At 33.9% G+C, this 14,849-nt stretch carries 10 protein-coding genes and 1 other RNA gene; 10 read left to right on the forward strand and 1 reads right to left on the reverse strand.

Features of this window, described 5'->3' with window-relative positions:
• Positions 1 to 318 precede the first annotated feature (318 nt).
• The 10 genes from ACTQ5K_RS24055 (at position 319) to ACTQ5K_RS24100 (ending at position 14,092) form a co-directional block, all read left to right on the forward strand.
• Complete coding sequence (locus tag ACTQ5K_RS24055) at positions 319 to 1,062, forward strand: alpha/beta fold hydrolase (RefSeq protein ID WP_109769434.1); 744 nt, start codon at positions 319 to 321, stop codon at positions 1,060 to 1,062.
• Positions 1,063 to 1,128: 66 nt separating this feature from the next.
• Complete coding sequence (rnr, locus tag ACTQ5K_RS24060) at positions 1,129 to 3,420, forward strand: ribonuclease R (RefSeq protein ID WP_435406684.1); 2,292 nt, start codon at positions 1,129 to 1,131, stop codon at positions 3,418 to 3,420.
• Positions 3,421 to 3,544: 124 nt separating this feature from the next.
• Entirely contained in the window at positions 3,545 to 4,012 is a 468-nt protein-coding gene (gene smpB / locus ACTQ5K_RS24065; RefSeq protein ID WP_031539863.1) for an SsrA-binding protein SmpB, read from the forward strand.
• 172 nt (positions 4,013 to 4,184) lie between these two features.
• Positions 4,185 to 4,520, forward strand: a transfer-messenger RNA (tmRNA) gene (gene ssrA, locus ACTQ5K_RS24070).
• Between the two features lie 650 nt (positions 4,521 to 5,170).
• Positions 5,171 to 6,535 (forward strand): TniQ family protein, encoded by a 1,365-nt coding sequence (locus tag ACTQ5K_RS24075; protein WP_048717262.1) that lies wholly within the window; start codon positions 5,171 to 5,173, stop codon positions 6,533 to 6,535.
• Positions 6,522 to 9,152, forward strand: coding sequence for a TnsA endonuclease N-terminal domain-containing protein (locus ACTQ5K_RS24080; RefSeq protein ID WP_109769435.1), 2,631 nt, complete (start codon positions 6,522 to 6,524; stop codon positions 9,150 to 9,152). The genes ACTQ5K_RS24075 and ACTQ5K_RS24080 overlap by 14 nt, the downstream gene beginning before the upstream one ends.
• Positions 9,153 to 9,170: 18 nt before the next feature.
• Positions 9,171 to 10,367: a TniB family NTP-binding protein gene (locus ACTQ5K_RS24085; protein ID WP_065429058.1), complete on the forward strand. Its 1,197-nt coding sequence runs from the start codon at positions 9,171 to 9,173 to the stop codon at positions 10,365 to 10,367.
• Positions 10,368 to 10,502: 135 nt separating this feature from the next.
• The gene (locus ACTQ5K_RS24090) at positions 10,503 to 12,059 is read left to right on the forward strand and encodes a TniQ family protein (protein WP_031539868.1); all 1,557 of its coding nucleotides are present in this window, start codon (positions 10,503 to 10,505) and stop codon (positions 12,057 to 12,059) included.
• Between the two features lie 463 nt (positions 12,060 to 12,522).
• Positions 12,523 to 12,705, forward strand: a complete 183-nt coding sequence (locus tag ACTQ5K_RS24095; RefSeq protein WP_031539870.1) for a hypothetical protein — start codon at positions 12,523 to 12,525, stop codon at positions 12,703 to 12,705.
• 385 nt (positions 12,706 to 13,090) lie between these two features.
• Positions 13,091 to 14,092 carry a polymer-forming cytoskeletal protein gene (locus ACTQ5K_RS24100; protein ID WP_441132526.1) on the forward strand — a complete coding sequence of 334 codons (1,002 nt, stop codon included), beginning with the start codon at positions 13,091 to 13,093 and terminating at the stop codon, positions 14,090 to 14,092.
• Between the two features lie 297 nt (positions 14,093 to 14,389).
• Here the strand turns inward: ACTQ5K_RS24100 and ACTQ5K_RS24105 are convergent.
• The coding region (locus tag ACTQ5K_RS24105; protein ID WP_441994388.1) for an IS66 family transposase at positions 14,390 to 14,849 on the reverse strand (460 nt) is incomplete at its 5' end.

Below are 14,849 nucleotides of genomic sequence, written 5' to 3' on the forward strand. Positions count from 1 at the left end.
ACTGAAATTGATACTATAATTATACAATAAAAAAAGGATAGTTCCTTCAAATAATGAAGGACTATACCTTTTAGATTATGAACATTTGGAGGACTTTTTCAGTGGCCTCCATGAAAGGTCAGGTTTTTTTTCGGAATACAATCATACATAAGTGTTGATTTAAAGAAGGAACGACCTTACTAAAGAAAAATCATATTACTGGATTCTTCCATTTCTTTTTTACTACAATAAAAGATAGTTCTTTTTCTAATTAACATAGTAATTTTAATTATAGATAAGGATGAAGGAGAAAATAATAAGATAAAGGAGCGCTATCTAATGAAAATAGTAGAACAGAAGCCATTAACATTTAAAGGAGATAATAAACGTGCTGTGCTGTTATTGCATGGATTTACAGGTAATACATCTGATGTGCGTTTGCTAGGTAGATATTTAAATACAAAGGGGTATACATGCTATGTTCCTTTATATAAAGGTCATGGTGTTCCGCCAGAAGAATTAGTCGAGTCTGGACCGAAAGATTGGTGGAAAGATGTTACGGAAGCATACCAGCATTTAAAGGATATGGGATATGAAGAAATTGCCGTTGGCGGACTATCCTTAGGAGGGGTATTTTCCCTTAAATTAGGTTACACTGTACCTGTAAAGGGTATCGTAACCATGTGTGCTCCGATGTATATCAAGAGTGAAGAAGTAATGTATGAAGGAGTGCTTGAATACGCTCGCAATTATAAGCAACGCGAGAAAAAATCAGAAGAAGTCATCGAACAGGAAATGGGTCAATTTAAGCCGATGAATACACTGAAGGAATTACAAAATCTTATAAAAGAAGTAAGAGACTCTATTGACCTTATTTATTCACCCGTATTTGTTATACAGGCCAGACATGATCAAATGATTGATATAAATAGTGCTAATATTATTTATGAAGAAGTGGAATCGATTTACAAAGACATAAATTGGTATGAAAACTCAAGTCATGTTATTACACATGATAAAGAGAAAGAACAGGTATTTGAAGATTTCTATCAGTTTTTAGAAAAACTAGATTGGAAAGAATGAGAAGCAAAGGAGGTTTTTTGTTTGGAAGATATAATTAAGGAAAATGTCGAGAAGTTATTAACCTATATGAAAGATGAAGCCTACAAACCATTAACGGTGCAAGAATTAGAAGAGGCTTTTGGAATAGAGGATTCTTCTCACTTCAAAGATTTTGTAAAGGCACTTGTACAGATGGAGGAAAAGGGGCTAGTCGTTCGTACAAGAAGCAATCGTTACGGTTTACCGGAAAAAATGAACCTTATTCGAGGGAAACTAGCAGGACATGCAAAAGGGTTTGCATTTGTTATTCCAGAAGAACAAGGGATGGATGATATCTTTATCCCTCCAAATGAAGTAAAAACAGCGTTAAACGGAGATATTGTGTTAGCTCGTGTCACTTCTGAGAGTTCTGGTCAAAGAAGAGAAGGGACAATCGTCCGAATTATTGAAAGAGGCGTACAGCAAATTGTTGGTACATATTCGGAAAGCAAGCATTTTGGCTTTGTAATACCTGATGATAAAAAAATCGCAACGGATATTTTTATCCCTAAAGGCAGTACAAAAGGAGCTATCGAAGGGCATAAGGTAGTTGTTAAACTAACTTCCTATCCAGAAGGCAGAAAGAATGCAGAAGGAGAAGTTATCAAAATACTAGGGCATAAGAATGACCCAGGTGTGGATATTTTATCGGTAATACATAAGCATGGATTACCACTAGCTTTCCCGGAAAATGTACTAGATCAAGCGAATAGTGCTCCAGATACGATAGATGAAAAGGAAATTGCCAATAGACGAGATTTGCGTAATGAAACAATTGTCACCATTGATGGCGCAGACGCAAAAGATTTGGATGATGCGGTTACTGTTACAATTTTAGAAAATGGTCATTATAAACTAGGAGTTCATATTGCGGATGTTTCTTATTATGTAACAGAAAATTCTCCGATTGATGTAGAAGCAGAGGAAAGGGGAACGAGTGTTTATTTAGTAGACCGTGTGATTCCAATGATTCCACATCGCTTATCAAATGGAATATGTTCCTTAAATCCAAAAGTAGATCGTTTGACTCTTTCCTGTGAGATGGAAATCTCACCAGAGGGGGAAGTAGTGAAGCATGAAATTTTCCAAAGCGTCATTAAGACCACAGAGCGCATGACCTATGCAGATGTGAATTCGATCTTACACGAAAAAGATGAAGCATTGAGAGCTAAATATGAAGGTCTTGTACCGATGTTTGAACGAATGGAAGAGCTAGCAGCCATCCTTCGCAAAAAACGGATGACTCGTGGTGCCATTGATTTTGATTTTAAAGAATCCAAAGTAATCGTAGATGAAGATGGAAAGCCACAGGATGTCATTTTAAGAGAACGATCTGTTGCAGAAAAATTAATTGAAGAATTTATGCTTGTGGCCAATGAAACGGTTGCGGAACATTTCCATTGGATGCAGGTACCGTTTATCTATCGTATTCACGAAGATCCAAAAGAAGAAAAGCTAAGAAGATTCTTCGAGTTTATTACAAACTTTGGCTATATTGTTAAGGGAACAGCAAATTCTGTCCATCCTAGAGCATTACAGGAAATTATCGAAGCAGTTCAAGGAACGCCGGAAGAAATGGTTATTTCAACGGTAATGCTGCGATCGATGCAACAAGCGAAATACTATCCTGAAAGCTTAGGACATTTTGGTTTATCAACTGAATTCTATACGCATTTTACTTCACCTATTAGACGTTATCCAGATTTAATCGTCCATCGATTGATTCGGACGTATTTAATTGAAGGGGATATCAGTTCAGCGACACAAGAAAAATGGAATAGCCGCTTAACAGAAATAGCAGAGCACTCTTCTAGTATGGAAAGAAGATCAGTAGAAGCTGAGCGTGAAACAGATGAGTTGAAGAAATCAGAGTACATGCTTGATAAAATCGGCGAAGAATATGATGGTATTATTAGCTCCGTTACGAATTTTGGAATGTTTGTAGAGCTTACAAATACAATCGAAGGACTTGTCCATGTCAGTTATATGACCGATGACTACTATCGTTATGATGAACGTCATTTTGCCATGATTGGCGAAAGAACAGGAAAGGTCTTCCGTATTGGAGACGAAATTACGGTGCGTGTTGTAAATGTAAATAAAGATGAACGCGCAATTGACTTTGAAATTGTCGGCATGAAGGGAACACGCCGCAGAGATCCAAAGAAAGATGGCAAGGTATTCTCTACTGGCAGTGTCTCTCGTGCACCACGTAAAGGTAAATCAGATAGAGATACGGATCGAAAAGGAAAACCTGGAGAATCTCGCCGTAAAGGAAAGAATGATCGAAAACACTTCGAAAATGCACCAAAAGCAAAGCGAAAGAAAAAGAGACGGTAACTAAAAATTTGCTAAGCATTAAATTGCATGTGGTTTCTATCTGAAAAAGGAAACCACGTGCAGGGGATGTTTGTATAATAGACATTCTTTTGATAAAATTATTGGCAGAGTAGGGGGAAGAGGCATGCCAAAAGGTGAAGGGAAATTAGTTGCACAGAATAAAAAAGCAAATCATGATTACTTTATTGAGGAGACTTACGAGGCAGGGATTGTTCTTCAAGGAACTGAAATCAAAGCAATTCGTGCTGGAAGAGTAAACTTAAAGGAATCATATGCACGCATTATTAATGGAGAAGTATTCCTGCTCGGAATGCATATTAGTCCCTATGAGCAAGGAAACCGATACAATCATGACCCTTTAAGAACAAGAAAACTTTTATTACATCGAAAACAAATCAATAAATTAATTGGGGAGACAAAAGAAGTAGGTTATGCTTTAGTCCCACTAAAGATTTATTTTAAAAATGGTTACGCAAAGGTTTTGATTGGTCTAGGTAAGGGTAAAAAGAACTATGATAAGCGTGAAACCTTAAAACGTAAAGAAGCAAATCGTAGCATCGAACGTGCTTTACGTGAAAGGCAAAAAATGTAATCCAAAACTTTACAATTGAAATACGCTATAGTTATGTTATAATAATTTATGTCGATATGACAACATAACTTTAAGCTCCTATTTCAGAGCTTCCGAAACGTTACGCTTTTCTATTAAAGCGGGAATCATGTAATGTAACAATTGCTTGATTTTATCCTAATAATGGGGACGCTACGGATTCGACAGGGATAGTTCGAGCTTAGGTTGCGAGTCGAGGGGATCGGCCTCGTTAAAACGTCAAAGCCTATAACTGGCAAACAACAAAACAACTTCGCTTTAGCTGCTTAATAGCGCTTAGCGGTTCCTCCCTCCATCGCCCATGTGGTAGGGTCAGGGACTCAAACTGAGTGGGCTACGCCGGATTCCACCGTCTGAGGAAGAAGGAAGAGAACAACCAGACTAGCTTACCGGACGCCTGTCAACAGGCAGAAGAATAAGCGAAATGCGAATATGTTGACTACACTCGTAGAAGCTTAAGTGCCGATGTTTCTGGACGTGGGTTCGATTAATTTTAGTCGCCTTGTATGGTAACATATAAGTGAAAATCTGGCTTTATCGGTGAAACCTAAGTCACATTAACTGTGATAAGGCAATGCCGAGCGGTATGTGAAGTAATTCAACAGCCGTGTATCGACTTATAGGCTGCCAAGAATTTGGTAGCACTAGGATACGGAATGCTACTTTAAAGTAAATTTATATTTCGTATAAGACGCCAGAGGACCTAACTAAATATTACAGGTTCAAGATATAGTCAGTGCCATGACGAAAGCATGGAATTGCACGTCCCACCGTCTCCACCAAATACATATTTGGTGGTTTTTATTTTGTCTATATGTGACGTAAAGCATAAGTTTTCCGTTTGGAAAGCTTATGCTTTATTTTGTTTTAGGAAATTTTATGCTTTATTTAAGATATAAAAGCATAACAATCTTTATTAGCTAAGTACGCTTAGTATAAGGAATTTTGTCTATTAAATTCATAAAATCCTTGATTAATTTTCATATTTAACATAATATTAAAATAATTATGAATATTACCTTTCTAATGATAAGCGCACATTTCCCAACCCTACGGACAAATGTGTGCTTTTTTAATTAAATGGGGGAGGAATACTTTTCCATCTTAGCGAGATACTACCTCTAAATAGAGGTGGTCCTTATGTATGAACATTTATTTATAACCCCTAGAAGTGTTTTATATAATATAGAGCCAATCGGTACTGGTTCCGAATTTGTTGAAAGTTTAACAAGCTATTTAGCTAGAGTTGCGTTTGAGCATAATACATCCGTTGGTCATTTGGTAAATAAATTACTAATCCCGAGTATGGATAAGGACTATCTTCATAGAAGTCGTGATTTTGGAGGTAATCGATTTTATGAAGGTGCGAAAACGATAAACGGATACATGGAAAATTCCTTGAGTGTGGTAAAGGCAATCGAAAAATTAACAGTTAGGGACGATATACATAAATTGACATTAATAAGATGGAAAAACGTATTTCCTTTAAGGGAGCTGTTAAAGAAATCCTTAGCTTGGTGTCCTTTTTGTATCAAAGAATGGAAAGAAAATAATAAAACAGTTTATTATCCTTTAATATGGTCCATAGACTTAGTCCATATGTGCCATATTCATTCATGTTTTCTAATAAATAAATGTCCAACTTGCTTTAAGCAACAGGATATTCTAAGGAGGCAATCGTTAGTTGGTATTTGCCAACACTGTCTTCGACAATTAGATGATGGTGCAACAAAAGAGAAATATGGCCAAGAAAATAAGGATTGGCAAGGTTTTGTAATTGATAATGTTTGTTCATTGTTAAATTATGATGGAAAAATAAATACAGGCGAGAACTCACTTCTTGTTAAGAATCTTAATCTTATTTGTGAAAAAGTATTCGATGGAAGTATTAACGAATTTAGTAAACAATTAAATTTTGCAAGAAGTTCGGTAGTAGGATGGATTAAAGGCAAGGTTAAACCAACCTTAGAAAATCAATTATACATATGCCAGAGGTTAAATATAGAAATAGAACAATTATTACTTACTACCAACATTCAAAATTTTCATATAGTTAAACAAAGGAAAAGAATTATAAATACTTCATCAAAACCTAAAAGAGTTGACTATTACATTGTTGAGAAGGAGTTAGAAAAAGTTATCCAAAATAAGGAAAATATATCAATGGAAGCAGCTGCTAAAAAAGTAGGCATAAATAAAAGAACACTTTATAGAAAATTTCGCCATCTTTGCGTTCAAATCTCAAATCATTATAAGCAATACCTTGAAGAAAGAAAGCTTCAAAGAATACTATGTTTAAAAATTCAGGTTGAAGCTACTTTCACAAACCTATATATGCAGGGAATTTATCCAAGTAGGAGGAAGATAGAATTTGTTATGAATAAACCAGGTGTACTCAAAGAAAGAGAGTTACAATCTCACTGGAAGGGTTTATTAGGTAAACAAGGTTTACTATTTGAACGTAATTTAGGGGAGTGTGAAGATATTGGTGATGAATTCCAATGAGTTTCACGAATGGTCTAAAGAACTTAATTTGTCTGAAGAAGCAATAGAACAAATAAAAATAATCAGATTATCTGATCCATCACGCCTTGTTGGTGGAGGGGCTCGGAATGTTCCTGGAGAGTTCACTAGTAAAAAAATGGGTGTAACCATTCAATTTGAGAGCTCAAAAGTTGAGCTGGCTGCAATATACATGATGGAGTTTGATGATAATGTATTGGAATTCTATGATCAACCTCCTTCAATTAAATTAAACAAAGTAGGTTGGAAAACACCTGACTTTTTTGTAATTGAGAAAGACAGAGCATATTGGATTGAGTGGAAAACAGAAGATGAATTGATTAAGCTATCACAAAAGAAAAATGCAAAGTATTATTTGGATGAGGAGAGTAATTGGCGTTATTTACCAGGAGAGGAATATTGTAAATCACTTGGAATTGAGTTTAAAGTAGGCTCATCAAAAGATATTAATTGGACCTTACAAAGAAATCTAATTTACTTAAAAGATTATTTAGGGAGCGAAAAACCAAATGAAGAAGTTATTTCTTCTGTAAAGAATAACATAATGGCTTCTCCAGGAATAACTTTGAAAAAGTTGATCGATTCTTCAGGTGAAGATTTTACTTTAGATGATATTAACATCTTAATTGCTCAAGATATTTTATACGTTGACCTTTTCACATCGTTATTGGTAGAGCCTAGTTCTGTTAAGATTTATTGTACCAAGGAGCAAAATAGGAGCTTTATAAATCTTTGGGAATCTTCTAGAGAGAAGAAGGAAGTAAGCGTGGTTAAAATCACAAATGGCTCAAAGATATTGTGGGGAGAAATACAGTGGAAAATCCTTAATCATGATATAAAAAACCTATTTTTGGTATCAGATTCTGGTGATTATAATGAAGTCCCCATAGAAACGTTTGAAAGATATGTTTCAGAAGGTTATATTACAGGTTTGAATTCAGATGATGACATAGATGATGAAAAAGTCAAAGAATTGATTACTACTGCTGCTGAGGCAGACTTGAAAATAGCAAACAGAAAATACTCGATTGTTAAAAAGATTTTGCAAGGAGATGAAATAGGACCAATAAAAGAAACGGATAGAACAATAAGAAATTGGATAAAGGCATATAGGGATGCCGAAGATTTATATGGGAACGGATACCTTGGACTATTACCAAATGATAAAAACAAAGGTAACCGTAATAGAAAAATTCCAACAAAATCAATTGAGTTAATGGAAGAGGTTATAAATGAAAGCTATGAATCAATAAAAATAAAAACTGCAAAAGTTGTTCATGGAGAATATCAAACTCTTTGTGAAAACAACAAAGTTCCTCCAGCGTCATACCAAACCTTTTGTGAAGCAATAAGGAAACGGAGTATTTTTGAGTTAACAAAAAGTAGAGAAGGTGATCGTGCCGCCTATAAATACGAGGAATTTTATTGGTCACTAGAGTACACCACACCAAAACATGGAGATAGAGCTTTTGAAATCGCTCATATTGATCATACTCTACTAGATATTGAATTAGATATTGGAAATGGGAAATCAAAAAAACCATGGTGCACATTTTTAACAGATGCTTTTTCAAGGAGAATTTTAGCTTTTTATTTAACATTTGATTCCCCGTGTATTAGCTCAAACATGATGATTATAAGAGAATGTGTTAGAAAATATAATCGGCTTCCTCAAACTTTGGTCGTGGATGGAGGGAGAGATTTTCACAGCATTTATTTTGAGTCACTACTTGCAATGTATGAAGTTGAAAAGAAAACCAGACCCGCTGCAAAGGCTAGGTTTGGTAGCGTAGTCGAGCGTCTATTTGGTATCGCAAATAAACTGTTAATCCATAATCTACTTGGAAATACTCAGGTGATGAAAAATGTACGTCAAGTAACTAAACAGGTGAATCCTAAGAATCATGCAGTTTGGAACTTGGAACTATTGACAGAAAGGTTAGAAAATTGGATAGACGAAGTTTATGATATCCGTGAACATCCAGCACATTTTATGACTCCTAAGGATGCATTTAATCATTCAATAGCATCAACAGGCAAACGATTTACTAGACTTATACCTTACAATGAAGAGTTTATCATTCTAACATTACCATCTCCTAAACCAAGACACCGTAAGGTTCATCCGGGCAAAGGTATTAAATTGAACTACTATTATTACTCGAATGACAAGTTTCGTAATAGAGAGATTGAAAATAGTATGGTAGAAGTTCGTTACGATCCATTTAATATAGGTGTTGCATACGCTTATGTAAATAAACGATGGGAAAAATGCTATTCTGAGTATTATTCCATTGTAAATGGAAAGACAGAAAAACAGATAAAACTGATTACAGAGGAGCTTCGTCACAAGAGAAAAGAATTTGAAAAAAACAGTTCAATTACAGCGAAAATGATTGCGAAATTTATTCTTGAATCTGAAGAAATAGAAAACCGTTTATTATTGGAAAAGCAGGGTAAAAGCATTGATGCGGTCCAATTAACATTGATAGAAGGAACTGGGAAGAACGATGATATGCTTAACAAAAGGCCGGATAAAACTGATGTTAATTTTTTTGATGATGATATGGATTTAGTGTTTTTGGGGAGGGATAATTAATTGCATGAAACAGCGAGAATGTTTGATGTAGATTTATTGAAAAAATCAAAGGAAGAGAGGGTAAAATTCTTTAAGGAATACACTATACAACATCCAAAGTTTACTAAAGTAAAGGATGAAGTTATAAAAGAGATAAATTCTAGTGATTACAATATCATAATGGTTATTGGTCCATCTAGAATTGGAAAATCTAGATTGGTTGGGGAACTTATTTTTGAATATCTTAAAAATATGGAGGAAGAAATAAGATTAAATCCAGGAATAATTCCTATTTCAGGGATGGAGTTACCAAATCCAGATTTATCAAGGTTTAATTGGAAGGATTTTTATTTTCGAGTGCTAACTGCATTAAAAGATCCGTTAATAGATGAAAAGATTGACATTGAAAATGAAATTATAAGAAAAGAACCAAAGAAGTATTTAAAGCCCTTTAGGAAAGATACTGCGCCAGAATTAAGGATATCTATAGAATCTGCGTTTCGTAATAGAAAAACTAGGGCTTTCTTGATCGATGAGGCACAACATTTTTTTAAAGTTGGAGGAGGTAGTGAAGCACTCAACGTACAATTTAATTCTATTAAATCTCTTTCGAATATGACTAGCTCAAAGTTTGTCATGTTTGGGACTTATGATTTAAATCAGGTTATTAATTTGGATGGGCAATTAACCAGTCGTGTTAAGGAGGTACATTTCCCTCGATACGATGTAAGAAATAGAGAAGATGCAAAATTCTTTAAGAGTGTAGTGTATACTCTGCAGAAGGTTATTCCTGTAGAAGAAGAGCCGAATTTTCTTGATCATACTCAATATTTGTATAACTTTAGTATTGGCTGTATAGGACTTCTTAAACAGTGGTTAGAAAGGGCGCTATCAGACGCATTGAGTTCAAGTGATAAAACAATAACAATCGAACATTTAGAGAGAAATTCATTAAATCAAAAGAAGATTCTTACTTTAGCTAGAGAAGCTATTAAAGGTGAAAGTGATTTCATAGAAAAAGAGGAAGATAGGATAGAGTTGCAGGAAATCTTGTATGGATCTGTTAAAAAGAGTGGTTCTCAAAAGAAGGAAGATGATAAGAGTACTGACAAAGGTAAGCATAAACGTTCAAAGCCAGGTCAACGTAATCCGCATAGGGATCAAGTTGGGACAGTAAGGGAAGATGAATCCGATTTTAGCGAAATAGCGAAAGAAAACTCTATAGGTGAAAAATGAATATATATATATAATAATTGAGTGAATATCATGTTTTTTCACTCAATTATTAATATCTTTTTCAAATAGAAGAAAATGATTAAGTTGTTAAAAACTTAATTTATTTAAAAGCATTGATTTTGGGGGACAAGAGTAATGAATTCTCTAATAGAAAGTTTAAGAAAAAGTGAAAATCCATTAGGTGATTTTTTATCATCAAGAACAGTATTGTATAATAATATAGAACCGATAAGCATCGGGACTCCGTATATTGAGAGTTTAACTAGTTATATTTGTAGAATAGCAAAAAGTCATAATGTCAGAGTTACTACTCTTTTAAATGAACTCATTGGATCTTATATAGGTTTACCTTATTTAGCTGATGCGTTTGCTAAAAATTTGGCACCTAATAGATATAATCTTATAAATGGTATAAGTACAATAAATATTGAGTTTATTAAAGTGCTTGAAAAGTTAACCGGACGGAACGACATAGAACATATGACGTTTAAAAATTGGAAGGGTATTCTTTCTAATAATATTGTGTCTAAAAATAGAAGATGGTGTCCACTGTGTTTAAACTATCTAAAGAAGGAATCAAGAGAAATATATGAGCCATTAATTTGGTTAGTACCTAGTATCAACAAGTGTGAAATACATAGTACAAGGATTAAGGAAGAATGTCCAAACTGTAATAAAAAACTGGGATTTGTGCATCGAAATTTAATTGTTGGATATTGTCAATATTGTTCAGGGTGGTTAGGTGAAGATGGAGATTCTATTTCCAATGACCCATTGACTAATGATGAGCATTTTGTAATTAAAAATTATAAGCAACTAATGGAGCAAGGACCCAAGTTAACATCATTCCCAAGTAGAAATTTTATGAGTTTAATTCTTCCTAAAATAAAGGATGATTTAGGGTTTGAATACTTATTAGACTTTGCGGGCTTTTTAGATGTAAGATATATTACTTTAATAGATTGGATAAAGAATAAACATATACCAAACCCAGCTTCGCTACTCACAATCTGCAGTAAACTCAATTATACCATTTTTGATCTTATTAATCTGTCGAATAAATCAAGTAATAAAATTAATAATAATATAATATTGAAAGTAGAAACTAAGATTTCAATGGAAGAATTAAGGAAACATTTATTAAAGGAGATAGCAAAGGATACTCCTAGGAGCCTAAATCAAGTCTGTAAAGACCTGAGAATTACCGGAAAATTCGCAGGTTATTACTTTCCTGAATTATGCGAAAAGATAGTAAGTAGGTTTTCTTCATATAAACGTGATTTTGATTCGAAAAGATTTAAGAAAACTGAAGAAATTTTAAATAATGCTTTAGCTGAAGATATACCGGAGAGTTTAAATAAAACGTTAAGTGAACATGATATATCCTATAAGACTGCAAAAAGATATCACCCTATCCTTTGTGAAAAAATTAGTCTTAAGTATAAAGAATATTATAGCGAAAAGAAAAATCAGAATATTGAAGAAATGAAGGTTCGGATTGAAAGTGTGATATTGGAGTTGCATAAGGAAGGTATATATCCTAGTGTCGGGAATATTAGTAAGAAACTGTCATTAAAAAATGCTAATCTATTTCGTCAAACGGTGTTCAATGATTTTCGAAAAAGCATCTTATTATCTCTGGGATATAGGAATTCTCATTTAGCCCCAAATTCAGATTTAGAAAATATATAATCCTTTTCAATTTTTTGTTATTTTTTAAAGGAACATATTCAAATTGTATACAAAAGAAAAAAGTATAGAGAGCTTGATTTTGAATAAAAAATTAAGCTTTAAATCATTTTTTGAAAAGGGGATTTTGAAGAATAGAAAATATATAAGATCAATCACTACTATTATATCAATATGCTTAATTTTTACGCTTATTCTGGAACTGCATGTTAAAAGTGGTCTAGAATTAAGACTTTTACTTTAAGTGGCTACCTCTCGTTCCAATAATGTTCATTTACTTGAAAGCAATCATTTAGTTGTTGCTATACATTTTTAAGAATATGAAATAGTTGAATAAAAATTTTTTCATTAACAAAAGTTTTATATTTGTTAATGGTCATAAAAAATTCATATCTTTTCAATTATATCTGCACATATTTTTGAGATTATCTAATCAATAAAGATTGGATAGGGGGAGGGATCTTAAGTGAATGTAAAAAAAATTTCCATGTTAATAGGAGCTATTGCCATTCTCCTTTTTATTGGATGGTTTTATCTAGGACTATTAAGTTCTCCTGATCCTGTCGTGCAGGAAAAATCAACTTCTACGCAGATAGAAAATACTGAGCTAATTAATCTAAAAACAGTTGGAACACCTAAATCGCCATAAAAGAGCAATTTTAATATATTGAAATTTTCTAATCTATAAAGACTGTTCTTCTTTATTTAAGGTAATTCAAATCTACTAAGCAAAACCTTAATTATAGGAGGTGATTAATTAAAAGAGTTGATTATTATAAATAGGTTGTCCATTAATATGCTCATCGGGTATTAATAGTTTTTGATTAAACATAATTAAACCTTACCAAAATCAAAATCTAATTGGAAAGTGATGATGGAAAGAAATGTTTTGGGCAACCCCGATACATATTATTGATGATTGAGAGGGATTCGGAACTATCTATAATATATAGAACTAAGTGACAAAAATTCTTACTCTTTTATGGAATTACTTAAAAAGATCTTAAAAACATATTTATTGGGGGAAAAACATCATGAAATTGAAAGCGTTAATAGTACCGACATTGTTAGTAGGCTTACTAGCAGCTTGTGGATCAGATGATGCAGCTAAAGAACCAAAAGAGGAAGAGACTCCTGCGGAACAACCAGCAGCAGAACCTGAGGAAAAAGAAGCAGATGCAGTGGCAGCAGCATCAATAACAGATGATCCAGCTGTTTTCGCAGCAGCACTAGGTGAAGAGGGAACCTGGATTGTAGCAGCAACGAAGGATTTAACATTTGACGGAGACTTAGTTGTAGCTGGCGAATTCCATGATAAAGATGAGGCAGCAAACCCAATCTATCGTAAATTAGCATTATATACACAAGATGAACAACGTAATGTTACAGGAACTTTCACACTTACTGTTCCTAAAATGATAGTACAAAGTGAAAACTTCAAAATCCAAAACGGTACTGTAAAAGGTGATGTTGTAGTAGAAGCAAAGGGATTTACTCTAGCGAAAGATACTACAATTGATGGTAATGTTTTCTTTGCAACTCAAGAAGCCAGAGACACTGCAGTTATCGAAGGTACAATTACTGGTGTTGGAGCTAAACCTGAAGATGTAGTTGTATCAACTGCTTCCATTACTTATGACCCTGAGACTCTAGTAAAAGCTGCTAGCAAAGATGGAAACTGGATTTTTACAACTCTTGGTAATGTTACATTAGATAATGAACTAGTTGTTGATGGCGAGTTCTATAATAAAGATGACAAATCTCAAGGTCTTTACCGTAAATTAGGTTTATATTCACAAGATAAAGATCGCAATGTGACTGCTGCTTATACATTAACAGTACCAAAAATGACAGTGAAAAGTGAAAACTTTAAAATTCAAAATGGTACAGTTAAAGGTGATGTATACGTTGAAGCAAAAGGCTTTACTCTTGCAAAAGACACTACTATTGATGGAAATGTTTACTATGCAAGCGAAGATGTAAAATCTTCTGCGGTAATCGAAGGAAAAGTAACAGGAAAACAAGAAGTAAAATAACTTAATAAAATTTATAGTGTAAAAATAATCCCTATTACATGAGTGGGGATTATTTTTATTTTTCTTCCTTTCAACCAAATAGTAGAATCTATTATCCCTTTAAAATAGTCCCCTCTCTTTGACGATTCCTAATACCTTTTATTAAAAAATATTTTAACCTGTGAGTTATGCAACATAAACGTAACATATTTGAAACATAAAATTCCAAATTTCTGCATAATTCGACGGTATTCTATTTTTAGTAAGTAAGCGTCAAATAGACCCCACCTATGTTTTAGATGGGGCCTGGGTTATTATTTAGTTAAGTTTTTTAAATGAAATACAAGACACTGGTAGTGTCGTTGACCAAGGAAGTAGTTGGTCAAGGTTATCATGATCTGTCAGATCCAAGTTGGGAAGCTGCTCAAATAGATAGCGAAGATAGTAATATGGATTCAATCCGTTTGCGATCGCTGTCTCCACGATACTGTATATGATGGCACTGGCTCTCGCACCATTTGGTGTGTTACTAAACAGCCAAGCCTTCCTTCCAAGCACTACTGGCTTAATAGCCCTTTCGCTTCTATTGTTATCGATTTCTAATCGACCATCCTCTAGAAATGCCACTAACTTATCCCACTGGTTTAGACAGTATGTAATAGCTTTGCCGAGACCACTTTTAGGCAACACATGTTGTTCTTGTACTTTTAGCCATGACAAAAAAGAGTCTAGTATTGGTTTACTTTGCTCTAGACGTTGTTTATACCGTTCTTCCGGC

This window comes from Niallia sp. Sow4_A1, from assembly GCF_052116745.1.
Classification (GTDB): domain Bacteria; phylum Bacillota; class Bacilli; order Bacillales; family Cytobacillaceae; genus Niallia; species Niallia hominis.

Bases quoted from the DNA above. Each gene is read 5' to 3' on its own strand.
- ACTQ5K_RS24055 (WP_109769434.1), top strand. From the start codon at position 319: ATGAAAATAGTAGAACAGAAGCCATTAACATTTAAAGGAGATAATAAA.
- rnr (WP_435406684.1), top strand. From the start codon at position 1,129: ATGAAAGATGAAGCCTACAAACCATTAACGGTGCAAGAATTAGAAGAG.
- smpB (WP_031539863.1), top strand. From the start codon at position 3,545: ATGCCAAAAGGTGAAGGGAAATTAGTTGCACAGAATAAAAAAGCAAAT.
- ACTQ5K_RS24075 (WP_048717262.1), top strand. From the start codon at position 5,171: ATGTATGAACATTTATTTATAACCCCTAGAAGTGTTTTATATAATATA.
- ACTQ5K_RS24080 (WP_109769435.1), top strand. From the start codon at position 6,522: ATGAATTCCAATGAGTTTCACGAATGGTCTAAAGAACTTAATTTGTCT.
- ACTQ5K_RS24085 (WP_065429058.1), top strand. From the start codon at position 9,171: ATGTTTGATGTAGATTTATTGAAAAAATCAAAGGAAGAGAGGGTAAAA.
- ACTQ5K_RS24090 (WP_031539868.1), top strand. From the start codon at position 10,503: ATGAATTCTCTAATAGAAAGTTTAAGAAAAAGTGAAAATCCATTAGGT.
- ACTQ5K_RS24100 (WP_441132526.1), top strand. From the start codon at position 13,091: ATGAAATTGAAAGCGTTAATAGTACCGACATTGTTAGTAGGCTTACTA.